22 protein-coding genes, 1 tRNA gene and 2 pseudogenes are annotated in these 25,256 nt (G+C 61.6%); 10 read left to right on the plus strand and 15 right to left on the minus strand.

The features are described 5' to 3' along the window. Nucleotides 1-133: 133 nt before the first annotated feature. The 4 genes from ccoM to ACSZPK_RS26555 all read right to left on the minus strand — a co-directional run bounded on the left by ccoM (nt 134) and on the right by ACSZPK_RS26555 (nt 1,555). Nucleotides 134-250 (minus strand): cytochrome c oxidase subunit CcoM, encoded by a 117-nt coding sequence (gene ccoM, locus ACSZPK_RS26540; protein ID WP_437884607.1) that lies wholly within the window; start codon nt 248-250, stop codon nt 134-136. Between the two features lie 205 nt (nt 251-455). After that, nucleotides 456-617, minus strand: a complete 162-nt coding sequence (locus ACSZPK_RS26545) for a hypothetical protein (RefSeq protein ID WP_437884608.1) — start codon at nt 615-617, stop codon at nt 456-458. Then, nucleotides 614-1,216, minus strand: coding sequence for an alpha-ketoglutarate-dependent dioxygenase AlkB family protein (locus ACSZPK_RS26550; protein ID WP_437884639.1), 603 nt, complete (start codon nt 1,214-1,216; stop codon nt 614-616). Before ACSZPK_RS26550 ends, ACSZPK_RS26545 begins: the two co-directional genes overlap by 4 nt. 42 nt (nt 1,217-1,258) lie before the next feature. Further along, nucleotides 1,259-1,555 carry an aspartate-semialdehyde dehydrogenase gene (locus ACSZPK_RS26555; protein ID WP_437884609.1) on the minus strand — a complete coding sequence of 99 codons (297 nt, stop codon included), beginning with the start codon at nt 1,553-1,555 and terminating at the stop codon, nt 1,259-1,261. 226 nt (nt 1,556-1,781) lie between these two features. Between ACSZPK_RS26555 and rapA the strand changes: the two genes are divergently transcribed. Further along, nucleotides 1,782-4,637: an RNA polymerase-associated protein RapA gene (gene rapA / locus ACSZPK_RS26560; protein WP_437884610.1), complete on the plus strand. Its 2,856-nt coding sequence runs from the start codon at nt 1,782-1,784 to the stop codon at nt 4,635-4,637. Nucleotides 4,638-4,688: 51 nt separating this feature from the next. Here rapA and ACSZPK_RS26565 read toward each other — a convergent pair whose 3' ends face one another. Beyond that, nucleotides 4,689-5,492, minus strand: a complete 804-nt coding sequence (locus ACSZPK_RS26565) for an SDR family oxidoreductase (protein WP_437884611.1) — start codon at nt 5,490-5,492, stop codon at nt 4,689-4,691. 361 nt (nt 5,493-5,853) lie between these two features. On the opposite strand from ACSZPK_RS26565, the gene bfr reads away from it, so the two are divergent. Further along, on the plus strand, nt 5,854-6,324 hold the full coding sequence (gene bfr / locus ACSZPK_RS26570; protein ID WP_437884612.1) for a bacterioferritin: 471 nt from the start codon (nt 5,854-5,856) through the stop codon (nt 6,322-6,324). Nucleotides 6,325-6,506: 182 nt separating this feature from the next. Here the strand turns inward: bfr and efp are convergent, their stop codons facing one another. Together efp and earP are read right to left on the minus strand one after the other, a co-directional pair. Beyond that, entirely contained in the window at nt 6,507-7,079 is a 573-nt protein-coding gene (efp, locus tag ACSZPK_RS26575) for an elongation factor P (protein WP_437884613.1), read from the minus strand. A 34-nt stretch (nt 7,080-7,113) separates the two neighbouring features. After that, nucleotides 7,114-8,238, minus strand: coding sequence for an elongation factor P maturation arginine rhamnosyltransferase EarP (gene earP, locus ACSZPK_RS26580; RefSeq protein WP_437884614.1), 1,125 nt, complete (start codon nt 8,236-8,238; stop codon nt 7,114-7,116). Between the two features lie 103 nt (nt 8,239-8,341). Here earP and ACSZPK_RS26585 point away from each other — a divergent pair, with 103 nt between their 5' ends. The 4 genes and pseudogenes from ACSZPK_RS26585 (at nt 8,342) to ACSZPK_RS26600 (ending at nt 9,826) form a co-directional block, all read left to right on the plus strand. Next, nucleotides 8,342-8,692 carry a hypothetical protein gene (locus ACSZPK_RS26585; RefSeq protein WP_437884615.1) on the plus strand — a complete coding sequence of 117 codons (351 nt, stop codon included), beginning with the start codon at nt 8,342-8,344 and terminating at the stop codon, nt 8,690-8,692. 240 nt (nt 8,693-8,932) lie between these two features. Then, a complete protein-coding gene (locus ACSZPK_RS26590; protein ID WP_437884616.1) occupies nt 8,933-9,130 on the plus strand; it encodes a hypothetical protein in 198 nt (65 codons plus the stop codon). A 217-nt stretch (nt 9,131-9,347) separates the two neighbouring features. Continuing rightward, nucleotides 9,348-9,573 (plus strand): annotated as a pseudogene (locus tag ACSZPK_RS26595) (type II toxin-antitoxin system Phd/YefM family antitoxin). Beyond that, a pseudogene (locus ACSZPK_RS26600) lies at nt 9,570-9,826 on the plus strand (Txe/YoeB family addiction module toxin). The pseudogenes ACSZPK_RS26595 and ACSZPK_RS26600 overlap by 4 nt, the downstream one beginning before the upstream one ends. Before the next feature lie 81 nt (nt 9,827-9,907). Here the strand turns inward: ACSZPK_RS26600 and ACSZPK_RS26605 are convergent. After that, a tRNA-Ser gene (locus tag ACSZPK_RS26605) sits at nt 9,908-9,997 on the minus strand. 227 nt (nt 9,998-10,224) lie between these two features. On the opposite strand from ACSZPK_RS26605, the gene ACSZPK_RS26610 reads away from it, so the two are divergent. The 3 genes from ACSZPK_RS26610 to ACSZPK_RS26620 all read left to right on the plus strand — a co-directional run bounded on the left by ACSZPK_RS26610 (nt 10,225) and on the right by ACSZPK_RS26620 (nt 12,749). Continuing rightward, nucleotides 10,225-10,914, plus strand: coding sequence for a crotonase/enoyl-CoA hydratase family protein (locus ACSZPK_RS26610; RefSeq protein WP_437884617.1), 690 nt, complete (start codon nt 10,225-10,227; stop codon nt 10,912-10,914). Between the two features lie 90 nt (nt 10,915-11,004). After that, a complete protein-coding gene (locus ACSZPK_RS26615) occupies nt 11,005-11,727 on the plus strand; it encodes a 1-acylglycerol-3-phosphate O-acyltransferase (protein WP_437884618.1) in 723 nt (240 codons plus the stop codon). Nucleotides 11,728-11,777: 50 nt separating this feature from the next. After that, nucleotides 11,778-12,749 (plus strand): magnesium and cobalt transport protein CorA, encoded by a 972-nt coding sequence (locus ACSZPK_RS26620; protein WP_437884619.1) that lies wholly within the window; start codon nt 11,778-11,780, stop codon nt 12,747-12,749. 33 nt (nt 12,750-12,782) lie between these two features. On the opposite strand, the gene ACSZPK_RS26625 is transcribed toward ACSZPK_RS26620, so the two are convergent. Both ACSZPK_RS26625 and ACSZPK_RS26630 read right to left on the minus strand, forming a co-directional pair. After that, complete coding sequence (locus ACSZPK_RS26625) at nt 12,783-13,493, minus strand: amidotransferase (protein ID WP_437884620.1); 711 nt, start codon at nt 13,491-13,493, stop codon at nt 12,783-12,785. Between the two features lie 180 nt (nt 13,494-13,673). Next, the gene (locus ACSZPK_RS26630; RefSeq protein WP_437884621.1) at nt 13,674-14,426 is read right to left on the minus strand and encodes a substrate-binding periplasmic protein; all 753 of its coding nucleotides are present in this window, start codon (nt 14,424-14,426) and stop codon (nt 13,674-13,676) included. Between the two features lie 587 nt (nt 14,427-15,013). On the opposite strand from ACSZPK_RS26630, the gene ACSZPK_RS26635 reads away from it, so the two are divergent. Next, nucleotides 15,014-15,826 (plus strand): c-type cytochrome, encoded by an 813-nt coding sequence (locus tag ACSZPK_RS26635; RefSeq protein WP_437884622.1) that lies wholly within the window; start codon nt 15,014-15,016, stop codon nt 15,824-15,826. Here ACSZPK_RS26635 and ACSZPK_RS26640 read toward each other — a convergent pair. The 5 genes from ACSZPK_RS26640 to ACSZPK_RS26660 form a co-directional block, all read right to left on the minus strand. Continuing rightward, the gene (locus ACSZPK_RS26640) at nt 15,814-16,545 is read right to left on the minus strand and encodes a peptidase (protein ID WP_437884623.1); all 732 of its coding nucleotides are present in this window, start codon (nt 16,543-16,545) and stop codon (nt 15,814-15,816) included. The genes ACSZPK_RS26635 and ACSZPK_RS26640 overlap by 13 nt on opposite strands. A 40-nt stretch (nt 16,546-16,585) precedes the next feature. After that, complete coding sequence (locus tag ACSZPK_RS26645; protein WP_437884624.1) at nt 16,586-17,383, minus strand: transglutaminase family protein; 798 nt, start codon at nt 17,381-17,383, stop codon at nt 16,586-16,588. After that, complete coding sequence (locus ACSZPK_RS26650) at nt 17,380-18,330, minus strand: alpha-E domain-containing protein (protein ID WP_437884625.1); 951 nt, start codon at nt 18,328-18,330, stop codon at nt 17,380-17,382. Before ACSZPK_RS26650 ends, ACSZPK_RS26645 begins: the two co-directional genes overlap by 4 nt. 2 nt (nt 18,331-18,332) lie before the next feature. Beyond that, nucleotides 18,333-19,742: a circularly permuted type 2 ATP-grasp protein gene (locus ACSZPK_RS26655; RefSeq protein WP_437884626.1), complete on the minus strand. Its 1,410-nt coding sequence runs from the start codon at nt 19,740-19,742 to the stop codon at nt 18,333-18,335. A 383-nt stretch (nt 19,743-20,125) separates the two neighbouring features. Then, a complete protein-coding gene (locus ACSZPK_RS26660; RefSeq protein ID WP_437884627.1) occupies nt 20,126-24,979 on the minus strand; it encodes an NAD-glutamate dehydrogenase in 4,854 nt (1,617 codons plus the stop codon). Nucleotides 24,980-25,256: the final 277 nt, after the last annotated feature.

A 25,256-nucleotide genomic window follows, 5' to 3' on the forward strand; every position in this document is an offset into this window, starting at 1 on the left:
ACCTCCAAGTCACCAGTGCAGCCACCACAGCCGAACTGGTTGCGCTAACGCGCAACGCGCCATGCCTGGCGCACCAAAAAAAGGGGCGACCGAAGTCGCCCTAAATGCCTTGCGTGCCCCGTGTCGGGAAGGACTAGCTCCGCTTGTTCTTGCGGGCGTCCTTCCAGATGAATATGCCGATGCCTGCAACGAAGGCGAATAGCAGGGCGACCGTGCCGATACCGGCGATTACCACTGTGTCGACGTACATGGCCGCCTCCCTCTTCGTGCGTACCGTTGCGTTGGAAGAAAGGTAAGGCTATCGGCGGGGGCGGAAATTGATCGGGATCAATTTCAGGATGGAGCGGAGGGAGAAGCGTAGCGGCTGTTGATTCAGGTCAAGTTAAAGCTGGAAGCCAGAAGCCGGAGGCTTGAAGAGGAAAGCTGAATCCGAGGAAAAACCGGCCCTGCCCCACTCATGACTTCTTTTTCTTGCCCTTCTTCTTTCCTTTGGGCAATGGCAGAGCCTGCTCGAAAGCCTGGCGCATCTCATCCAGTTTCTTGTCATGCAAATCATGGATGCGCTTGCCGCGCTCCGCGCCAAAATCGATGACCGTTACGTTGTCGTCATTACTCATGCGGGTATCCGAACCAGACGGAAAGTGAGATTGATGCGTGGTGCAACCGCTTTACGGGTCTTGGCCACCTGATGCTGCCAATGATGCTGTGTCGCGCCGCGCATGACCAGCAGCGAACCGTGGCTCAGCTCGAGGGAATGCTCGATACGCTGACTGCCCTTGCGGCGTAGATCGAAGCGACGCGTACCACCGAGATTGAGCGAGGCGATCAGCGGGTTTTGCCCAAGCACGGCTTCTTCATCGCTGTGCCAGCCCATGGAATCGGCGCCATCGCGATAATGATTGATCAGCACGCCGTTGAGCGCCTGCCCCACCCCGTCTTCGACACGCTGGCGAATCTCCGCCAGCAGCGAAGTCCAGGCATTGGCTTGGTGATACAAGCCGGAATAGCCATAGCCCACGCCAGGATCGCCATACCAGGCCAGCAGGCGCGGCACCGGATAGGCCCGGCCATGCAGGAAAACCTCAGGCTGCTGCCAGGGCGTCTCCACCAGCAGACGGGACAGCCATTCGTCGGCCAATGGGCCGGGGAGCCAATGCGGACGGAAATCCAGCTCGGCATCGGCCAGTTGCAAGGGGATATCGGCAAACAGATCCACGGCAGTCATCGACCCAACATCAGGAACCTGATTGTGCCGCGCTCAGACCTCCACATCTACCCAGAGCCCCTGACGCGGCAGTTCTTCGAGCAGCGCTTCGTCCTCCTCCTCGACCTCACCTTCCGCCAGAGCTTCGGCAGTGTAGCCATGTCGTTGGCGCCTGCGCTGTTCATCGCGCAGCAGCTCTTCGGTCTCCTGCGGATGGCGCTTGTCCAGCTCGACTTCGGCTTCCTTGGCGCTTTCGCTCGCGGGCGCCACCGGCGCGATATCCGGACGCGGTCGCACCACGTCCTGCTGGGCGGTTACGGGAGCCAGGCTATGGGGTATGGGCAACAGCATCGTTTATACCTCCGCTGATAGCACTGTCGGCATGCCGGCCTGGAACTTTAGCGACGCCCGCCAAATTTCCGCCAACCGGAAAAGCCAATGACGACTATTCGGCACAATCTATACTTTCGACTCGATGCACCCTCGCTGATTCAACGGCAGGTGCCGAGTGCCATCGCTCTGCACGCGCCATTCGGCTAACATACGGCGCTTTTTTGCAGTCGGGACAATTCATTTCATGGCAAGCGGCACGGCACCCCAGTACCAACCCGGTCAACGCTGGATCAGCGACAGTGAGGCCGAGCTCGGCCTGGGCACCATTCTCACCTCGGACGGCCGCCTGCTGACCGTGCTCTATCCCGCTACCGGCGAGACCCGCCAGTATTCGTTGCGCAATGCCCCGTTGACCCGCGTGCGCTTCGCACCTGGCGACGAAATCACCCATTTCGAAGGCTGGAAGATGACCGTCCAGGAAGTCGAGGATATCGACGGTCTGCTGGTCTATCACGGCTTCGACGCCCAGCATCAGCCGCACACCCTGCCGGAAACCCAGCTGTCCAACTTCATCCAGTTCCGCCTGGCCAGCGACCGCCTGTTCGCCGGGCAGATCGACCCGCTGAGCTGGTTCGCCCTGCGTTATCACACCCTCGATCACCAGAGCCGCCTGCTCCAGTCGTCACTCTGGGGGCTCGGCGGCGCTCGCGCCCAGCCTATCGCCCACCAGTTGCACATCGCCCGCGAAGTCGCTGATCGCATCGCGCCACGCGTCCTGCTGGCCGATGAAGTGGGCCTGGGCAAGACCATCGAGGCCGGCCTGGTCATCCATCGCCAACTCTTATCAGGCCGCGCCAGCCGCGTACTGATCGTGGTGCCGGAAAACCTCCAGCACCAGTGGCTGGTGGAAATGCGCCGCCGCTTCAACCTGCAGGTCGCGCTGTTCGATGCCGAGCGCTTCGCCGAAAGCGATGCCAGCAACCCGTTCGAAGACACCCAACTGGCGCTGGTCGCCCTGGAATGGCTGAAAAACAGCGAGAAAGCCCAGGACGCCGCCTTCGCCGCCGGCTGGGACCTGCTGGTGGTGGACGAGGCTCATCACCTGGTCTGGCACCCGGAGCACGCCAGTGCCGAATACAGCCTGGTCGAACAACTCGCCGAAGTGATTCCGGGCGTGTTGCTGCTTACCGCCACCCCCGAGCAACTCGGTCTGGACAGTCACTTCGCCCGCCTGCGCCTGCTCGACCCCAGCCGCTTCCACGACCTGGACGCCTTCCGCGCCGAAAGCGCCAACTACCGACCGATCGCCGAAGCCGTGCAGGAACTGCTGGACGAAGGCCGCCTGTCGGACAAGGCCCACGCCACCATCGCCAACTTCCTCGGCGCCGAAGGCGAGGCCCTGCTGGCCGCCGTCGCCGACGGTGACAGCCAGGCCGCCGCGCGCCTGACCCGCGAACTGCTCGATCGCCACGGTACCGGGCGCCTGCTGTTCCGCAACACCCGTGCCGCCGTCCAGGGCTTCCCCGAGCGCGCGCTGCACCCGTACCCGCTGGCCAACCCGTCGGAGTACATGGAACTGCCCATTGGCGAACAGGCCGAGCTCTACCCGGAAGTCAGCTACCAGTCGCAGCAGGATGGCGAAGAGCAGCACTGGTGGAAGTTCGACCCACGCGTCGAGTGGCTGATCGACACCCTGAAGATGCTGAAGAAATTCAAGGTGCTGGTGATCTGCGCCCACGCGGAAACCGCCCTCGACCTGGCCGATGCCCTGCGCGTGCGCTCCGGTATTCCGGCCACCACCTTCCACGAAGGCATGAGCATTCTCGAACGCGACCGCGCCGCGGCCTACTTCGCCGACGAAGAGTTCGGCGCCCAGGTGTTGATCTGCTCGGAAATCGGCAGCGAAGGCCGCAACTTCCAGTTCAGCCATCACCTGGTGCTGTTCGACCTGCCAGCCCACCCCGACCTGCTCGAACAACGCATCGGCCGTCTTGACCGGATCGGCCAGAAACACACGATCCAGCTACATGTGCCGCATCTGGAAAACAGCCCGCAGCAACGCCTGTTCCAGTGGTATCACGAAGGCCTCAATGCCTTCCTCGCCACCTGCCCTACCGGCAACGCCTTGCAGCACCAGTTCGGCCCGCGCCTGCTGCCCCTGCTGGAAAGCGGTGACGACGACGCCTGGCAAGCCTTGCTCGGCGAAGCCATCGCCGAGCGCAAGCGCCTGGAAAGCGAGATGCACAGCGGCCGCGACCGCCTGCTGGAACTCAACTCCGGCGGTGCCAGCGGTGGCCGGCAACTGGTCGAAGACATCCACGAACAGGATGACCAGTACGCGCTGCCGATCTATATGGAAGAACTGTTCGACGCCTACGGCATCGACAGCGAAGACCACTCGGAAAACGCCTTGATCCTGCGCCCCAGCGAGAAGATGCTCGACGCCAGCTTCCCGCTGGGCGACGACGAAGGCGTGACCGTGACCTACGATCGCAACCAGGCCCTGGCCCGTGAGGACATGCAATTCCTGACCTGGGAACACCCCATGGTCCAGGGCGGCATGGATCTGGTGCTGTCCGGCTCGATGGGTAACACCGCCGTGGCGCTGATCAAGAACAAGGCGCTCAAGCCGGGCACCGTGCTCCTGGAACTGCTCTACGTCAGCGAAGTGGTCGCCCCGCGCGCCCTGCAGCTCGGCCGCTTCCTGCCCCCCGTGGCGCTGCGCTGCCTGCTCGACGGCAACGGCAACGACCTGGCCTCCAAGGTCGCCTTCGACACCCTGAACGACCAACTGGAAAGCGTACCGCGCGCCAGCGCCAACAAGTTCGTCCAGGCCCAGCGCGACGTTCTGGGCAAGCAGATCAACGCCGCCGAAGCCAAGGTTCAGCCACGCCACTCAAGCCGCGTCAGCGAAGCACGCCAGCGCTTCATCGATACCCTGGACGAGGAGATCGCTCGCCTGACCGCCCTGCAAAAGGTCAACCCGAGCGTGCGCGACAGCGAGATCGAAAGCCTGCGCAACCAACGCGAAAGCGGCCTGGGCTTCTTCGACAAGGCCGCCCTGCGCCTGGAAGCGATCCGGGTCCTGGTAGCCGGCTGAGCCAATCCGCAAGATCGAGAAGGCGACCATGGGTCGCCTTCTTTTTTTGTACTAGGGTCTCTTGCCACGCATCTTTTCGCCGATCAGCGCCATCTGCTCGTGGATCGCCTGCGGATTCCGTTGCTTGAGCTGCCAGGCCTGGCGCCCCTCCTCGTGCGGCAGGATCATGAACCGCCCGGCGCCGACCTCGTCGTAGATATAGGACGCCACGTCCGCCGCGCTGATCGGGCTGCCATCGAGCAGTTTCTGCACCTGCTGCTTCATCGCCGGCGTAGGCCCGCGGAAAGAGTCCAGCAGATTGGTCTGGAAGAACGACGGGCACACCACGTGCACCTTGACGCCATCCGGCTCCAGCTCGACCAGCAGGCTCTCCGAGAGAGCGACCACGCCGGCCTTGGCCACGTTGTAGTTACTCATCGCCGGCCCCTGCATCAGCGCTGCCATGGAGGCGATATTGATGATCGCGCCCTTGCTGGCCAGCAATAGCGGCAGGAACGCCTTGCAGCCCTTGACCACGCCCATCAGGTTGATCGACAACTGCCACTCCCAATCCTCCAGCGTCAATTCGCCGAAGAATCCCCCTGAGGCGACCCCCGCATTGTTCACCAGTACATCGAGCCCGGCGAAACGCTCAGCGCAAGCCTGGGCCAACGCCGTGAGCTGACTGTAGTCACGCACGTCACAACGCTGGATGAACCCATCGCCACCCGCTTCGCGAACCAGACGCAGGGTCTCGACGAGCCCTGCCTCATTGATGTCGGCCAAAGCCAGGCGCCAACCTTCTCGCGCCCAGCGCAGGGCCATCTCTCGCCCAAGGCCTGAACCGGCGCCGGTGATCATCATGCGCTTGCCCATCACTACCCTCGTCGTCACCCGCTGGAAATGGCTTGAGTGTAAACAAGCCCTCAATCCATGCCGCATTACATCATTGCGATGAATATCGGATGAGAAACAAAGCCTCTGAACAAGATTGGTTTTTATTTAACTAAGCAGCACGTCTGAATTATCGATTTATTTATTCACGCCAACTCAATCATCTCGCCACCCGCTCAATTTAACTTATTTATCCAAATCAATGATTTAGCTCGATACGCGGAAGATAAATATTCTTATTAATATTCAATTTTATATATTTTTCAATAACTTATGATTGACGCAAAACAACTTCAGCTGCAAACTTCCGCCCATCTTCACCGACTTGCCAGGGGCAACTTCCATGAAAGGCGACAAGAAAGTCATCCAACATCTGAACAAGGTCCTCGGCAATGAGTTGGTGGCGATCAACCAATACTTCCTGCATGCCCGCATGTACGAAGACTGGGGCCTGAACAAGCTCGGTGAACACGAATACCGCGAATCCATCGACGAGATGAAGCACGCCGACAAGCTGGTCAAGCGCATCCTGTTCCTCGAAGGCATCCCGAACCTGCAAGACCTTGGCAAGCTGATGATCGGCGAGAACACCAAGGAAATGCTCGCCAGCGACCTGCGCCTGGAACACAGCGCCGTTGCCGACCTGCGCGAAGCCATCGCCTACTGCGAAACCGCCGGCGACTATGCCAGCCGCGAACTGCTGGAAGACATTCTCGAAGCCGAGGAAGAGCACATCGACTGGCTGGAAACCCAGCTTGGCCTGATCGACAAGATCACCCTGGAAAACTACCTGCAGTCGCAAATGGAAGAGTGATCCACCGATGCAAGAAAAGCGGGGCCGGGTGAACGATCACCCGGCCCCGTTTTCGTTTGGCTCGCTCATACCGCTTTGCGCGCATGGTGCGCACGGCAGACGCAAAAGAAAACCCCGCGAAGGTATGCACCTTCGCGGGGTTTTCATCACTCGCTGCTACAGGCCGGAAACCCGGCCGAGCATCAGGCCGGGGCCTGGGTACGGTTCTTGTAGGAGCCGTCGCGGGTGTCGATTTCGATCCAGTCGTCGATGTTGCAGAAGTCTGCAACCTTGACTTCGGTGCCGTTGCGCAGCTTGGCCGGCTTCATGACCTTGCCGGACGTGTCGCCACGGGCCGAGCCCTCGGTGTAGGTAATCTGGCGAACGATGGTGGTCGGCAGATCGACGGAGATCACTTTGCCTTCGAAGAACACGGCTTCGCAGACGTCGGTCATGCCTTCTTCGATGAACGGCAGGACGCTTTCCAGATCTTCGGCGCGCAGCTCGTAGGAGTTGTACTCCGGATCCATGAACACGTAGTCCTCACCATTGATGTAGGACAGGGTCACTTCCTTGCGCTCAAGGATGACCGGCTCCATCTTGTCGTCGGCCTTGTAGACGGTTTCGGTCTTGGAGCCGTTGATCAGGTTCTTCAGCTTCATCTTGACGATGGCGCTGTTGCGGCCGGACTTGGTGAACTCGGCCTTCTGGATCAGCCAAGGATGGCCGTCGATCAGGGCCACGCTGTTGGGCTTCATTTCTTGTGCAGTTTTCATGCGCGTATCCGAATTTGGATGGAGGTACGAATTTCTAGGCCGCGCATGATAGCCAATTTCGATGAAATTGCACCAGCGCCGTGGCCAGATCAGGCCGAACGGCCTGCTGCCGGCTCCAGTTTCGTGCCTGTTGCTGGCCGGCCTCCCATTCCATGGACAGCGCCCGCCAGGGCGTGCGCATGTCTTCCTGGGCATTCCAGGCTCGCCAGAAACCGTTCATCGCCGCATCAAGCGCAGACGATGTCCCCTCAAGGTAGCGCTGGAGAAAAGCCTCGAGCTTGGCCCAGTGGGCGCCCTCCTCTTGCGGGTAGATATGCCAGAGCATCGGACGCCCAGCCCATTGCGCGCGGACAAAGGAATCCTCGCCACGCACCGCGTTCAAGTCGCATGACCAGAGCAATCGATCGTAATCGTCCTGGGCCAGGAATGGCAGGACCTGGATCGACAGCTTGCCGCTGTCGGTCCGCCCGGCTTGCCAGCGCTGCAGGTCACCCAGGATTCGTCCTTCCGGCACCAGCAACTGAGTCGCCCGCGTATCGGCGGCCAATGCGTCCAGCCAACTGGCCAGGCCGGCATTCTCATAGGCGAACAGTGAGATCACCAGGGCGCCTGCCACGGGCTCCACGCCAATGCGCCGGAAAAAGGCATCGCGCTGCGCAGAATCGGCCTGAAACGCATCTCGCCGTGCAAGCAGGCCCTGTTCGCGCAACAATCCACCGGTCTTCTCGGTGAAACCGGGAAAGAAGAAGAACTTCTGCAAACCATCGGCCCGAGGCGAGCGCAGACCATGGCAACCTTCGACCCACTCCTCGGCACTAAGGTAGTCCAGATTGAGCCATAAGGGCCTGAATGACTGCGCCGCCATCGACCGCACGAATGCCTCGGGCAACTGGCAGGCAAACGCTTCGACGACCACATCCCCCGGCTCGGCCGGTGGCGTGGACGATGACCACAGGCAGACTTCCACGCCAGCATGCCATTGGCGCAAGGCCTGAATGTCGGCTTGGGGACAAAGCCTGGCGAACGCCGCCAGCTCATCCACCCACAGGCGTACGGCCTGACCGTGCTCGCCAGCCAGTTGCCGTGCCAGACGCCAGGTCACGCCAATATCGCCATAGTTGTCCACCACGGCACAGAAGATGTCCCACCGGGCCTGCATCGCCAACCTCCCACCGCAGAGCGCGCACCTTACACGAAAAGCACGAAAGAGCAGGAATCACGTCTATTCATACCAGTAACAACCAATCTTCAAGGATCGCTCCATGCCCAATAACCACCCTCAGCGCAACGCCATCGGCTTCTGGAAACTGGCCCTGGGTATCGCTTTCGGCCTCTGGCTGGGCGTCATCGCCATCGGCCTGACCGGGGCTCTGGCCTGGCAACACTTTATTGGCTCAGCCCTGCTCGACTCCGTTCCCAGCCAGGCGCCAGCCAATGATGCGAGCCAGGACATGTTCGATGCCTACAAGCGCAACCTGGCAGATATCCAGAAAAGGGACGAAGAAAAATCGGCCAATGCCGCCAAGTGCCAATTCTGGACCCAGCAAAACGCCACCGCGCCTAGCGCCAAGAGCCGCGCCAACGTGGAAACATTCTGTGAGCCACGGAAATGAGAAAGCCTCCTACGAAGACGAAATTTTCACATTCCCCAGCGTAGAGTTCGAACTGTCGAACCGATGCTCCCTTTGCCCCGCCACTGTGCGGGGCTCTTTCTTTCTGGCGTTTGCAAAATCCGCCAAGCGCCTCGCGTAACACCGGCGATACATTCTTTACCCTACCGATACCAAATTTTCGGGGATATGCTGGCCGGCACACAGTCGAAGCCACATCTATCCCGTAGTAATGGTGAATCCATGGTATCCAGAGTTTTCAAGATCGCCTTGTTGGCCGCTTTCGTCGGCCTGAGTGGCTGCTGGCCGTTCTTTCCGTTCGGTGGGCCGGGCGGCGGGCATGATGGCGGTGGGCACGGCGGGCCAGGGGGCGGACAAGACCGAGGCGGGCCGGGCAGCGGCGGCGGCGGCGAAGGACCGAGGTTCGAGCAACGCCGCTGACAACGCGGCTCTAAAGCTTCGAAAATCAAAAGGCGCGCCATTCGTGGCGCGCCTTTTTTCGATGCAAAAACCCACCAGGCAACCAGCGCGCAACACCAAAGCAAAAGCCAGGCGACGTCTCCCCCGATCATCTGCAGGACGCTCTGCGGTTGAATCCCCTGCACGATGAACAGTCATTAGACTGTACGACTCAGGCATTCATACGAGGCGAAGCATCATGCAAATACTCACCGCCAGCGAAGCGCGTACCAACCTAGTCTGCAGAATCCCACCAGCCGATCATGATTTAGGGCAAGCGCACTAATTCGGTACTCATTTCGGCTGAGGACTGGGAAGCGATCCAGGAAACACTGTATCTGCTGTCTGTTCCTGGAATGCGTGAATCCATCAAGGAAGGCATGGAAGAGTCTGTAGACGATTGTGCCAAGGAACTCGACTGGTGACTTGGCAGCTCGTATTTACGAAACAAGCCCAGAAAGACGCCAGTAAGCTTGCTGCAGCGGACTTGAAGGACAAGGCCTTGCTAGACGTGATAGAGGTAAACCCCTTCCAGCCCCTCCCCCTTACGAGAAACTGGTGGGCGATCTTTCCGGCGCGTATTCCAGGCGAATCAACATCCAGCACCGTCTCGTCTATCAGGCGCTACAGGCTGAGCAAGTGGTCAAGGTTCTGCGACTCTGGACTCGCTACGAATAAGTGCTTTCGACAGCCGACTGGGCCAGAAAGCAAAAAGCCCCGAAAACTTGTTAGCTTTCGGGGCTTCAGGTATTACGAAAGTGGCGGTGAAGAAGAGATTCGAACTCTTGATACGGTTTCCCGTATACACACTTTCCAGGCGTGCTCCTTCAACCGCTCGGACACTTCACCGGATCTCGCTGGACATACTGTCTGTCGAGGCGCGCTAATGTAGCCGAACAGTTCGACGAAAGCAAAACTTTTTTAACTGTTTCATGCGCTTACCGTCGGGCAGGGGCATACCTTGCGCTACCGCCGGGCAAGATGAACGTGACCAAAGAGTCAGTCTCGGCGCTTTACCGTCAGCCTTGTGCTGGGTAAGGTCGGCGCCACTTCCCTTCTCCCAGGCAGGAAAAAACATGAGCGACCTGATCAGCTATCACCTCGACGACGGCATCGCCACTTTGACCTTGAACAACGGCAAGGTGAATGCCATCTCGCCGGACATGGTCGCAGCTTTCAACGCGGCACTCGATCGCGCCGAGCAGGACCACGCGGTAGTGATCGTCACCGGCCAGCCAGGCATTCTTTCCGGTGGTTACGATCTCAAGGTAATGACTTCCAGCCCGGAGAATGCCGTGGCACTGGTCACCGCCGGCTCCACCCTGGCCCGACGCCTGCTGGCACATCCGTACCCGGTCATCGTTGCCTGCCCTGGCCACGCCATCGCCAAGGGGGCCTTCCTGCTGTTGTCGGCAGATTACCGTATCGGTGTCGAAGGCCCTTTCCATATCGGTCTGAACGAAGTGCAGATCGGCATGACCATGCACCATGCCGGCATTGAGCTGGCCCGCGATCGCCTGCGCAAATCGGCATTCCATCGCTCGGTGATCAATGGCGAACTGTTCGATCCACAGGGCGCCGTGGATGCCGGCTTCCTCGACAAAGTCGTCGAGCCTGGCCAATTGCTCGACACCGCCCTCGCAGCGGCCCAACAATTGAAGAAACTCAACATGGCCGCTCATCGCAACACCAAGCTCAAGGCTCGTGAAGGCCTGCTCGCAACCCTGCAGCATGCCATCGAGCAGGACAAGCAATATAAAGGCTGAAGCCCACGGTTCTGACTCGACGGTTTGCAGCTTGCCGCCTCTCAGTGCACAGCCGTACACTGCGGCACCTGCCACCGTCGAGTCACCCCGATGCTTTTTCTTGCCCGCATGTTGTTGTTGGGAATCCACTTCCTCGTCGCCGGCATACTTGGGCTACTGGTCGGCCTGTGTCGCCCCTTCGACCCGGACAACAGCCGCATCTGCGCACGCTTCTATGCGGTGCCGGCCCTGTGGCTGATGCGTCTCAAGTTCAAGGCCGACATGCGCAGCGTGCTGGAACAGAAACAGACCTGCGTGATCATCGCCAACCACCAGTCCAACTACGACCTTTATGTGCTCGGTCGGGTGGTGCCGCGCCGCACCGTGAGCATGGGTAAAAAAAGCCTGAAGTGGGTGCCCTTGTTCGGCCAGGTCTATTGGCTGGCCGGCAACGTCCTGGTCGATCGCGGCAACGCTCGCGCCGCACGCAGAGCCGTCACCGCAACGACCCACGCCCTGCAGCACGACGACACCTCGATCTGGGTTTTCCCGGAAGGCACCCGCAGCCAGGGCCGTGGCCTGCTGCCATTCAAGAAAGGCGCCTTCCAGATGGCCATCGCCGCGGGCGTGCCGATCATCCCAGTGTGTGTCAGCAGCTACGTCCGGCATCTTCGCGTTAACCGCTGGACCAGCGGACAAGTGGAACTGCGCGCCCTCCCGGCCATTCCTACCGAAGGCATGAGCAACGCCGACATCCCTGCGCTGATCGAACGCTGCCACGGGCAGATGCGGCAATGCATTGCGGAGATGGATGAACGGATCGCCGCCGGCTGACCCAGCACGCATGGGTTAAGCTGGCCTCATCGTTTTACCGAGGAGCCCCCATGGATCATGTGATTGCCGCAGCCGCCTACCACAAGGGCCGAAAAACCGCCGATATCCAGCTCGACGAGGGTCGCCAATGGGCGCTCAAGCCCGACCACTTCGTCTGGATCGGCCTGCGCGACCCAGGCAGTGCCGAATTCGAAATCCTGCGACAACAGTTCGGCCTGCATGAACTGGCCCTGGAAGATGCCATCGCCCAGCATACCCGGGCCAAGCTGGAGACCTTCGGCGACGCGCTGTTCCTGCTGATCTATTCACCGATCAAGGACAACGGCAAGCTGGAGTTCGTCGAAACCCAGGTATTTGCCGGCAAGGGCTACGTGATCAGCGCACGCTATGGCAACTCCCAGTCATACAGCGCTGTCCGTCAGCGTTGCGAAGCGCGCCCGCTGCTGCTGGAGCATGGCGAGGATTTCGTTCTCTATGCGCTGCTGGCGTTCGTCATCGAGAACTACCGCCCGCTGCTGGACGACATTCATGGGCAACTCGAGGATCTCGAACAGAACGTGCTCAGCCGCCCGATCGACCAGCGCGACGTCGAGCAGATCCACGCCCTGCGTCGCGATGTGCTGCGGCTGCGCCGCCAGGTGGCGCCCATCGCGGAGATCTGCCAGGAGCTGCAACAACTGGAGTTTCCCTTCATCGACAAGCACATGCGCCCGTATTTCCGCGACATCGCCATTCATGTCAATCGGCTGCTGGAAGACCTCACCGGGCTGCGGGAAATGGCCGATCACGCAGTCGAACTCGGCCTGCTCCTGGAGTCCTCGCGACAGAGCCTGACCCAGCGAAAGTTCGCCGCCTGGGCGGCGATCCTGGCCTTTCCAACCGCCGTGGCAGGCATCTACGGCATGAACTTCCAGAACATGCCAGAGTTGACCTGGCACTACGGCTATTTCGGCGTGCTGGGCCTGATCGGAGTCGGTTGTAGCGCGCTCTTCGTCAACTTCAAGCGAATGGGCTGGCTATAAACCGCAAGCCCTGCCCTCGCTTCAAGCTTCCAGCTATTTGTGCCCCACGAAGCGCATCATCCACTCGGCTACCGTGGCGCCATGGTGCTCATGCTCCAGGCCGGCGACAGCAGTCCTGTAGGTTGGTTCGCCAATGCATTTCTGGCGGATATCGAGCAACGCCCGGGAATATTCGGGAACGAACTCGGGATGCCCCTGGAAGCACAAGACCTGGTCGCCGATGCAATAGGCCGCGTGTGCGCAGAACGGGCTGGATGCCAGTAGCGTAGCGTTCTCGGGCAATGCGGTGACCTGGTCCTGGTGACTGATCAACAAGGTCAGCCCATCCAGCGCCGGGGTCATCCAGGGCGCCTGGTGATGCAGTTGGTAGTTATGGATACCCACGCCCCAGCCACCGCTGGCACGCTCTGCGCGCCCCCCGAAAAGCAGCGCGAGCAACTGGTGGCCGAAGCAGACCCCCAGCAGTTTGTCTCCCGCAGCGTAACGCTCGCGCAGATAGTCCTTGAGCACCTGGATCCAGGCCTCGGGACCGAAGGAGTCGGCCTTGCTACCGGTGACCAGGTAGGCATCGAAGCGCTCGTCCCGTGCCGGGTAGTCGCCCTCCATGACGTTGTAGATCACGAACTGCGCCGGAATCGGCTGCTTGGCGAACAGACGCTGGAACATCGCGCCATAGCCTACATAGGGATCGAGCAGTTCGGGGCGGAGAACATCGGTTTCAAGGATGCAGATACGCAGTGACATGGGCGTGGATTACCTGAAGCGGAAGACGGAGCAGGCGTAAAGCGTGCCCTGAACAACCGCGCCATGCAACAGCCATCATCATGCGCCACCGTCACGTCTGGGCAACGAAAGCCAGGGTCATGATGCTCCCTGCCTACCACTCTGGGAGACCGCCATGAGCCCTTGTGCCGCACGATCGCTTCACGGCTGGAGAGCGTCCGCAACCTCATTGCCCAGGTAACGGGCGAGAATACGGTGCCAGCGTCCATCGCTGATCATGCTGCCGAATGCCTGTGCCATCTCCCTGCGCATTTCACTGGCCCCCACCAGCACCGGGCTGCCGGCGATGTAGCTGCGAGTCACGCTGACCGGACGCCCCATACTGATCGACTGCCCGGAATAACCAAGCAAACGCCACAGATAATGGACTCGCAGATCGATCTCGTACCAGGACTTGACCCGGCCACTCTCCAGCATGCGCGCCGCCTGCTCGGGCTCGTTGACCTCGACGACCACCTGGTCCGCGGCCTTGAGCAGTTGCAATTCCTGGGCACGTGGCGTACCGCCCATGACCACCACCGGGCCGGCATGCAGCGCTTCGCTCAGGCTGTCGTAACGCTCGCCACGGCTGACCAGAACATAGGACGTCGGCACCACGTCGAGCAGCCAGACGAAATCATCCTCACGCTCATTGATGCGCCCGAGGTTGAGCACGATGCCATTCGGGTCCCTGGCCGCCTCCAGTTGCACGCGCCGCCAGGGCACACTGATGTAGTGGCAATCACGCTGCAGGCGGGCACACATCACCTGCATCACCTCACCGAAGATGCCACGGTTGGCGTCGGCATGGGGCATCTGCCCCTGTCCGACATAGATGTTAAGCGGCTCATCGGCCCCTGCCGAGCCCATGGCCAATACGAGCACCATGCCAATCGGCGCCAGCAATCGCTCCAACACAAATCCATCCCCTGCTGCGCTGCCAACGATAGGTGAGCCATGATCGTTCCGGGGCCTGTCGACGTTCCAACCGCCTACCGAATAGCGGTGGCCTTGGGCGAAGCGACACAAGCGCCAGACAAACTAAACCGACGCGCGACAGAGGGAAACACCTCATGCAGAAAAACAAAAGTCGGACAAACGGTCACGCCACCAGGAAAACGCTCAAGGCGTCTGGACCGGGCTCTCCGCCCCACCGCTGCGCTATGGATAACCACAGGCTATTTGAAGTTCACCGCATTGCAACGATTTTGTATAAGAAAACAGATACGCCCCCCTAGATTTATGTCATGCAGCAGTCATCGCCGGGCATGCCGGGGTGGCTTATTCCTCATGCCAAGGTGTGTGCCCATGGCACGTCACCAACAAGAACAAAGGCATCATCATGTTCAAGCACAGCAAATGCCGCCAGGCGGGCCTCATTGTCATTGCCATTACCCTGGTGCTGATCCTGCCCAACCTGCCCCGCTTCTTCATGTGAAGCCACGCATAACTGGCCATCGGGCATGATAGGGTCTGCTATCGCCGCCCTCGATCTGGTCCCCATGCGTCTTCTTTCGTTTCTCCTGCTCGCCCTTCTGGCTCAAACCACGACTGCCGCCAGCCTGACCATCGAACTGGATAACGGCTCACGCACCTGGAGCGCAGAGGAACTGCTTGCCCTGCCCCAGACACAGAGCATTCATATCGTCGATGACGTGGCCTACAAGCGCGACATGGATTACCGCGCGATCCCCCTCGCCGTTCTGCTGACGGGGCTCGAAGCGGGAGACCACCTTCAGGTCGTGGCCCTGGACGGATTCGCTGCCGAGCTGCCAGCCGCGCCATTGCTCTCCAGCCAGGGCGCGCAGGCCTGGCTGGCCATTGAGGAAGAAAACCAGCCCTGGCCGGCACTGGCACCGGGAAAACCTGGTGCGGGACCGTTCTACCTGGTCTGGAGCAATCCACAGGCTGGCCAGATCGGTCCGGAACAGTGGCCATTCCAGGTCGCCCGAATTCGCCAACTGGGCACGCTGGAGGAACGCTTTCCGACATTGCTGCCAGCCAGCGATGCCAGTGACGATGTCCGTGCCGGCTTCGCCCAGTTCCAGAAGAACTGCCTGGCATGCCACCGGCTCAACGGCGCGGGCGACTCACAGTTCGGCCCGGACCTGAACCTGCCACACAACCCCACTGAATATTTCACCGCACCCTATCTGCGGCAGTACATTCGCGACCCACAAAGCCTGCGCCATTGGCCACAGGCACGCATGCCGGGCTTCAGTAGCCAGGTGCTCAGCGATCCGCAGCTGGAACAGATTCTTGCCTATCTGGGCCACATGGCAACGCGCAAGCAGCCACCGGCTCAGTTCCAGTAATCGTCCGGCGTGGACGGCAACTCGTTGAGCAGTTGCCGCAACCCGCTGCCCCACTGCTGGCGGATGCCCTCGAAATAGGCATCGCCCTCCTCGATCCGGAACCCGGCGGGAATCACCAGGCTGTCGGTCTTGTACACCAGGATATCCAGGGGCATGCCGACCGACAGGTTGCTGCGGATGGTCGAGTCGAAGGAAATCAGCGCGCAACGCAGGGCCTGGGGCAATGGCGTGTCATGCGTCAGCGCGCGGTCGAGAATCGGCTTGCCGTACTTGCTCTCGCCAATCTGGAAGAACGGCGTGTCCTGGGTGGCGACGATGAAGTTGCCTTGCGGGTAGATGTTATAGAGCTGCGCAGCCTGCCCCTGGATCTGCCCGCCCAGCAGGAACGAGCAACCGAGATCGACGCCCTGGGTCTGGAGCGACGAATCGCGCTCCAGCACCTCGCGCAACGTGGCGCCAACCAATGCCGCCGCCTCGAACAGGGTCGAGACATTGTGCAGATGACTGCCCTCGCCATCGATCCTGAGTCGCAGCAGGTTGACCACCGACTGCGAGGTGGCGAGGTTGCCAGCGCTCTGCAACACGATCAGGCGTTGGCCGGACACGCCGAACACATGCAATTTGCGGAAGATGGCAATGTGATCGACACCCGCATTGGTACGGGTGTCGGAAACGAATACCAGGCCATCGGCCAGGTTCAGGGCCACGCAGTAGGTCATGCTTCACCTGTTGATGACGCACGCAGCTCCTGGCAGAAAATCACTGCTGCTGGAGCAACGGCAGGGATGCCACCTTAACCCGTGCGTGCATCTGCTCGCCACCGCCACCACGACGCGTACCACGGATCGGGCAGGCATCCAGGTAATCGAGGCCGACCGCCAGCTTCAGGTGCCGCTGCGGGCGGGCGAGCTGGTTGGTCACGTCGAAGCTGTACCAGGCATCGGCGACCCAGGCCTCCGCCCAGGCATGGCTGACCAGTTGCCGGTCCGCCTCGCTGTAGAGATAGCCGGAAATGAACCGCGCCGGAATACCCAGGCTACGCGCGCAGGCCAGGAAGGCATGGGTGTGATCCTGGCAGACCCCGACCCGCCCGGCGAAGGCCTCGGCCGCGGTGCTTTCGATTTCGGTCGCCCCCGGCATGAAACTCATCTGCTCATGCAACCCGTGCATCAGCTCGATCAGCCCATTACGGTCGCGCCGCTCACCACACCGCTGCCTGGCGAACGCTTGCAGGGCATCGTCGGCCTGGGTCAGGCGGGTGAAACGCAGGTAAGGCAGCGGCGAGTGATCATCGCGCTCACACTCGCTGCGTTCGTCGATTTCCACCTCGCCGCGCGCGCCGATCACCAGCATCTCGTGCGGCTCGTCGATGGTCAGCACGTGCAGGATGTTACCAAACGGGTCGATCTGCGCACGCACCGGGCGCGGCAGTTCGAGTTCCCAGTCGATCACCTGCTGTCGAGCGCTGGCCTGGGGCGTCATGCGCAGGTACTGGATGCTGGTGCGCACCTGATCGTCATAGCGGTAGGTGGTGTCATGCTGGATCGAGAGTTTCATACGACCTCCAGATAAGAGGTGTGGATAGCGCTGCCCAACTGCCGGACGAGCAGGATGAAATCGGTAAGCCAGACGTGCAGCCCCTCGTCGAGGACCTCGTCGACACTGGTGTAGCGCAGGCGCGCATCGAGTTCGGCGGCCATGCGCTGGGCCGGCCTGCCGTTCTCGCCCGGCAGGCCGGAGAGCATCAGGTTCAACTCTTCCATGCAGGACCGTAGCGAACGCGGCACTTCCGGGCGCAACAGCAGCAGTTCGGCGATCTTGCGTGTACGTGGCGAGCCCCGGTAGATCTCGGTGAAAGCCTCGAACGACGACAGCGCGCGCAGCAAGGCGCTCCACTCATAGTAGCCACGGGCCGAGGTGTCACTGACTTCGTCAGCGGCCTCGCCGAGCATCTCGTAGCGCGCGTCGAGCAGGCGCAGGGTGTTGTCGGCCCGTTCGAGGAAGGTTCCCAGGCGGATGAAACGATAGGCTTCGCCACGCATGATGGTGCCGAACGTCGCACCGCGGAACAGGTGCGAACGCTCCTTGACCCATTCGCAGAAGCGGCTGATGCCATAGCGTCCCAGGCCCTGGGCAGCGATGCCACGGATTTCCAGCCAGGTGGCGTTGATGTTTTCCCACATGTCCGCGGTGATGCGGCCGCGCACTGCATGGGCATTGGCTCGTGCCGCCTGCAGGCAGCAATAGATGCTCGCCGGGTTGTCGGCATCGAGGGCGAAGAAATGCAGCATTCGCTCGGCATGCAATTGGCCGTGGCGTTCGAGGTAGTCATCCATGGTGCCGGTGATCAGCAGCGGCATGGCCAACTCATCGAGGCCATCGCCACGACCATCCTGGGGCATCAACGACAGCGAGTAGCTGACGTCGAGCATGCGCGCCAGGTTCTCGGCGCGCTCCAGGTAGCGGGACATCCAGAACAGATCGGAGGCGGTTCTACTCAGCATGCTCAGTCCTCCACCACCCAGGTGTCCTTGGTTCCGCCGCCTTGCGACGAGTTGACCACCAGCGAGCCCTCGCGTAGCGCCACGCGGGTCAGCCCCCCCGGTACCAGTCGTGTTTCACGACCGGACAGGACGAAGGGACGCAGGTCGATGTGCCGTGGTGCCACACCGCTTTCAACGAAGGTCGGGCAGGTCGACAAGGACAGCGTCGGCTGGGCGATGTAGGCCTCGGGGCGGGCTTTCAGGCGTTCACGGAAAGCCTCGATCTCGGCCTTGCTCGCCGCCGGTCCGACCAGCATGCCGTAGCCGCCCGAGCCCTGGGTTTCCTTGACCACCAGCTCGGGCAAGTGCGCCAACACATGGGACAGTTCCTCGGGCTTGCGGCATTGCCAGGTCGGTACATTCTTCAGGATCGGCTCCTCGCTCAAGTAGAAGCGGATCATCTCGCCCACGTAGGGGTAGATCGACTTGTCGTCGGCGACGCCGGTGCCGACCGCGTTGGCCAGCACCACGTTGCCAGCGCGGTAGGACGCCAGCAGCCCCGGCACGCCGAGCATGGACTCGGGATTGAAGGCCAGTGGGTCGAGGAAGGCATCGTCGAGGCGGCGATAGATCACATCGACCTGTTGTGGCCCCGCCGTGGTGCGCATGTAGACCCGCTCGTCGCGCACCAACAGGTCGGCGCCCTCGACCAGTTCCACGCCCATCTCGCGCGCCAGGAAGGCATGTTCGAAATAGGCGCTGTTGAAACGCCCAGGCGTGAGCACCACGACGCTGGGATTATCCAGCGGGCTGGAGCTTTTCAGGGTGTCGAGCAGCAGGCTCGGATAATGGTCGATGGGCGCCACCCGCTGCCTGGAAAACAGCTCGGGGAACAGGCGCATCATCATCTTGCGGTCTTCGAGCATGTAGCTCACGCCGCTGGGCGTGCGCAGGTTGTCTTCCAGCACGTAATAGCTACCGTCGCCATCGCGAACCAGGTCGACACCGGCGATGTGCGCATAGATGTCACGGTGCAGGTCGAGCCCCTGCATTGCCAGTTGGTAGCCCTCGTTGACCAGCACCTGCTCGGCCGGAACGATGCCGGCCTTGATGATGCGCTGGTCGTGATAGAGATCGGCGAGAAACATGTTCAACGCCTTGACCCGCTGAATGCAGCCGGTCTCGACGATGCGCCACTCGCTGGCCGGGATGCTGCGCGGAATGGTGTCGAACGGAATCAACCGCTCGGTGCCCTGCTCGTCCCCATAGAGGGTGAAGGTGATGCCGGCACGATGGAACAGCAGATCAGCCTCGCGACGACGCTGGGCATGCTGCTCTTCCGGCGTCTCGGCGAGCCAACGGGCGAATTCACGGTAATGCGGGCGGATCGAACCGCTCGCGTCATACATTTCGTCATAAAAGGTGCGGGCCATGCCGTACTCCTTGTCACCCGGACAGAACAGATATCGCAAGGCTCGTGCCACTAATTTAATTCTTATAAATCAATTAGTTAGCAATAAACAATATGTTCAACGCACCAATTCGGGGCATCGCTTGCGCCCACGAAACAGCCAGCGCCCCAATGGGTGGCAGAGATCCTCTCCCCCGCGCCACGCAAAGGGTGTTGCCGCTGGACGGCAAGCTCTCCTCATGAGGCCGTCGAAAATCGCCCTTGGTTCAAGGATTTTTCAGACTCATCAGCAACTTGAAGGTGAAGGTTTAGCTGCGAAAAAACCAAGCCGCCACCTGCCCGAGGCAGGAAGCGGCTACAGAACGTGTCAGAGTGGCCCCCGAAGCCAGGGCGCCACCCAGTTGCTCAGCTCGATTGCGCCAGGCTTTGTGCCAGGTCGGCCAGTTCACGGTTGGCCACGGCATACATGGCGTAGTCCGTGCCGGTCGCCGCGCGCAGCTCGGCCAGCATATTCAGCCAGCGCTGCACCAGTACCTTGCGCTGCTCCAGCCAGAAGGCGACGCGTTCCTCGATATCCACCGGGCCACCCTCCAGTTGCAGCACGGCGATGGTGATCGCCCGCTGCTGGCCGTCCAGGTCATCGCGGAACGCCTCGCGTGCCAGCGCCTGCCAGTTGTTTTCCACCGGCAGGCTGGTGACCTGTTGCAGATACCAGCCCAGCTCCAGCGCACCGCCAACGGCGAAGTAGGCCGTGGCCACCTCGCTCGCCGGCTTGCCGGTGACGTCCGAAGCCTCGATGATCGGCAGCAACGTATAGAGATGACTGGTGCCCGCCACCACCCGCGAGAGCAATTCCGGCACACCAGACTCGACATAGCCCTGGTAACGGCTGAGCCACTGCTCGCGCGCCGGCCCCTCCAGCAATTCGTCGAGGCGTACCGCCAGCTCGGCGACGCGCGGGCCGAAGTGACCGACGTCACGCGCCGCGTCCAGCTCGTTGCGCCGGCTGCGCAGGAACCAGCGAGTAGCGCGCCGTACCAGGCGCATCAACTCATCCATCAGGTGCAATTGCAGATCGGCCGGCACCTGGTGATCCAGCGCTTCGATCTTGCGCCACCAGTGCGGCAGGTGGAACACGTCACGCACGATCACATAGGCGCCGGCGACGTTGGCCGCGGTCATGCCAGTGGACTCTTTCAAGCGCTGGACGAAGGTGATGCCGACCCGATTGACCAGATCGTTGGCGATCTGCGTACTGACGATCTCGCGCTTCAGGCGATGGCGGCGCATGGCTTCGCTGAAGTCCTGGCTGAGCCGCGCCGGGAACGCCGTGGCGATTTCCTGGGCCAGGTACTCGTCATCCGGCAGTGAGGATTTGAGCAGCGCCTCCTTGAGGTCGATCTTGCTGTAGGAAATCAGCACCGACAGTTCCGGACGGGTCAGGCCACGGCCGTTGGCGGCCCGCTCGTTCAGTTCGTCGTCGGACGGCAGGAACTCCAGGGCCCGGTCGAGTTTGCCGGCCGCCTCCAGGGCGGCCATCAACCGCTTGTACTCGGCGCCACGCTCGCGGGCGCGGCGCTCAGCCAGGGAAAGCGCCTGGGTCTGCCGGTAGTTGTTGCCCAGCACCAGGTTGCCCACCGCCTCGGTCATTTCCGCCAGCAGGGTGTTGCGCTGCTTGCCGGTCATGTCGCCGGCGCTGACGATCTCGCCCAGGAGTATCTTGATGTTCACCTCGTGGTCGGAGCAGTCCACGCCGCCGGCGTTATCGATGAAGTCGGTGTTGCTGGCACCGCCCCCCAGGCAGAACTCGACGCGGCCGAGCTGGGTCATGCCCAGGTTGCCGCCCTCGCCCACCACCTTGGCACGCAACTCGCGGCCATCGACACGCAAGGCGTCGTTGGCCTTGTCGCCGACATCGGCATGGCTCTCCCTGCTCGATTTGACGTAGGTGCCGATGCCGCCGTTCCAGATCAGGTCCACCGGCGCCTTGAGCAAGGCGTTGAGCAGTTCGTTGGGGGTCAGGCGGTCGGCCTGGATATCGAAGCGCGCTTTCATCTGCGGGCTGATGGCGATGCTCTTGGCACTGCGCAGGAAGATACCGCCGCCCTCGGAAATCAGCTTGGCGTCGTAATCGCTCCAGGCCGAGCGCGGCAGGTCGAACAGGCGCTTGCGTTCGAGGAAGCTCTTCGCCGCATCCGGATTCGGGTCGATGAAGATGTGCAGGTGGTTGAACGCCGCCACCAGTTGCAGCGTCTCGGACAACAACAGGCCATTGCCGAATACGTCGCCGGCCATGTCGCCGATGCCGATGACGGTGACGTTGTCCTTCTGCACATCGATGCCACGCTCGCGGAAATGCCGCTGCACCGAGACCCAGCCGCCCTTGGCGGTGATCCCCATGCCCTTGTGGTCATAACCGGCCGAGCCGCCGGAGGCGAAGGCGTCGCCGAGCCAGAAGCCGTACTCCAGGGCGATGCCGTTGGCAATGTCGGAGAATGTCGCGGTGCCCTTGTCGGCGGCGACCACCAGGTACGGATCGTCATCATCGTGGCGCACCACGTTGGCCGGCGGCACCACGGCACCTTCCTTGAGGTTGTCGGTGATATCCAGCAGGCCGCTGATGAAGATGCGATAGCAGGCGATGGCCTCGGCCTGGATCTCGTCGCGGCCACCACCCGCCGGCAGGCGCCGTGGAATGAAACCACCCTTGGCGCCCATCGGCACGATCACCGCGTTCTTCACTTGCTGAGCCTTGACCAGGCCCAGCACTTCGGTACGGAAATCCTCCTCGCGGTCCGACCAGCGCAGGCCGCCGCGCGCCACGTTGCCGAAGCGCAGGTGCACACCCTCGACCCGTGGCGAGTAAACGAATACTTCGAACTTCGGCACCGGGCGCGGCAGCTCCGGGATAGCCCGCGGGTTGAACTTGAAGCTGAAGTAGTTCTTTGCCGCACCACTGGCGTCGGGCTGGTAGAAGTTGGTGCGCAGGGTGGCCTTGATCAGGTCCAGGTAGCGCCGCAGGATACGGTCTTCGTTGAGCACCGCGACGTTGTCCAGCGCGGCGAGGATCGCCTGCTCCAGCTTCTGCTGCTTGTCGTCCAGGTCTTCGCTGGCGAGCTTACGCGCCAGGTAGAAGCGAGTCTTGAACAGCCGCACCAGCTCGCGGGCGATATCGGCATGGTTGATCAGCGCGGTGGCGATATAACCGAGGTCGAAGCCCAGACGGATCTGTTTCAGGTAACGGGCATAGGCACGCAGCAGCGCCACATCACGCCAGGCCAGGCCGGCACTCAGCACCAGGCGGTTGAACGCATCATTCTCGGCATCGCCACGCACGATGTGGACGAAGGCATCCTGCAAGGTCTCGTTGAGTTGCTGGATATCGAGGTTGAGCCCTTCGGCATAGGTGAAGGCGAAATCGTGAATCCAGAACTCACGACCGCTCTGGTGGCTCAGCCGATACGGAAATTCGCCGAGGACGCGCAAGCCGAGGTTCTCCAGGATCGGCAACACGTCCGACAGCGCCAGCGGCGTGTCGGCGTGGTACAGCTTGCAATGCAGTTGACGTTCGCCGGGCGTCAGCGGCTGGTAGAAGCTCATCACCAGCGGGCGCTCGTCGGAGAGGCTGCGCAGGTGCTGCATGTCGACCACCGCCGAGTGCGGGGCGAAACGCTCGCGATAGCCAGCCGGGAAGTTTTTCGGGAAGTCGGCCAGCACCCGCGTGCCCTTGGCCTCGCCGAAGCTTTCCACCACCAGCGCCGCGTAATCGTCCTTCCACGAGCGGCAGGCCTGGATCACTTCCCTTTCGAGCTGGGCCGGATCGATAGCGAGCTTGGTCTTCGGATCGACCTTGAGGATGAACTGCACCCGCGCCAGTACCGATTCGGAGAAGTAGGTGGAGAACTCGCAATCGGTGGCGCTGAGGCGCTCGACCAGCACCTGCTGGATACGTATGCGGGTTTCCGTCGAGTAGATGTCGCGCGGCACATAGGCCAGGGTATAGACGAAACGCCCGTAGGGATCGAAGCGCAGGAACAGCCGTACCTTGTTGCGCTCCTGGATCTGCACGATGGCCAGGGCGGTGCTGTACAGCTCCTCCACCGAGGTCTGGAACAGATCGTCGCGCGGCAGCACTTCGAGAACCTTGACCAGTTCCTTGCCCAGGTGCCCCTGCGCATCGAAGCCCGAACGCTTCTCGACATCGGCGACCTTGCGCCGGATGAAGGGAATGTCGCGCACGCTCTGGTTGTAGACGATCGAAGTGTAGAGGCCGAGGAAACGACACTCCTTGACCACCTTGCCCTTGGCGTCGATCTCGCGGATCGAGACGAAATCCGGGTAGGCCGGGCGATGCACGCGGCTCGGCTGGGCGGCCTTGGCGAACGACAGCACGGTCGGCTCGCGCAGGTAATCGAGCGCATAGTCCTCGATATGCAGGTCGTCCTTGCTCAGCCCCACGCGCAAGCGCTTGGACAGCCCCAGCAAGGAAGCCTCGTCGTATTTGATATGACCGCCATCGCCCTCGGCATGCACGGTGAACTCTTCGTAGCCAAGGAAAGTGAAATGGTTTTCCAGCAGCCAGGCGAGGAATACCTTGATCTCATCCAGCTCGCTGCGATCGGTCTTGAGCCTGGCCTTGCCCAGCCAGTCCAGGCGCTCCTGGGCCTTGGCCCGCATCGGCTGGAAGTCGGCGACGGTGATGCGCACTTCCTCGAGGATGTCGAGCAAGGCGTTTTCCAGGGCCTTGAGTTCGGCGGAACCGGAACGGCGGTCGATCTCCAGGAACATCAGCGACTCATGTTGCACGTCCTTGCCCGTGGCACCCTTGGCCAGGACTTCCTGCAACACGCCTTTCTTGTTGCGGCGCACGCTGATTACGCTGTTCTGCAAGGTATGGATACTGTGCCCGCGGCGGTTGAGTTCCATGCGTACCGAATCGACCAGGAACGGAATGTCCGGATGCAGCACTTCGATGGCGGTATGGGTCGATTGCCAGCCATGCTTTTCATAGTCGGGGTTGAACACCCGCACCTGCGGCTTGGCCGCGTCGAAGCTCTCCAGCAGTCGCCAGGCCGACAAGGTACATCCGAGCAGGTCGGAAAGACGCCGCTGGGCCAGTTCGTCGAGGGCGATGATGCCGAAGAATTGCTCAGCGAAAAGGGCTACTTGTGGCAGTGCCTTGTCGCTGACGTGCTGTGCCAGGGCCGCTTGCAGTTGCTGCTGGAAGTCGGCTTTGCTGGCCGCGGTGAAAAACGCCATGGTAATGCTCCGTGGACTGTTTCGAGTGAGGGGCCACGCGCGGGTGCCTCTCGAGGCAGGGCACCCAAGCAAGGCTTCGGACAGTGTAGGCAGCGAAACCAGGCGGCGCGCAGCAAGCAAGGGCTGCCGCTCCCGACGCAGAAGATAACGAAGCGACAGCAGCGCCTAGCTTAGCCAGGGGGATGTGTCGATTGATTGCGCGGCTGCGACATATTCGGTCAACCTGCTGCAAGCCATCTCGGACTCCTCGCCAGTTTTCCCAGGGGCTGTCGGCGTT

The sequence above is a fragment of the Pseudomonas sp. LRF_L74 genome (assembly GCF_965644255.1).
Lineage (GTDB): Bacteria > Pseudomonadota > Gammaproteobacteria > Pseudomonadales > Pseudomonadaceae > Aquipseudomonas.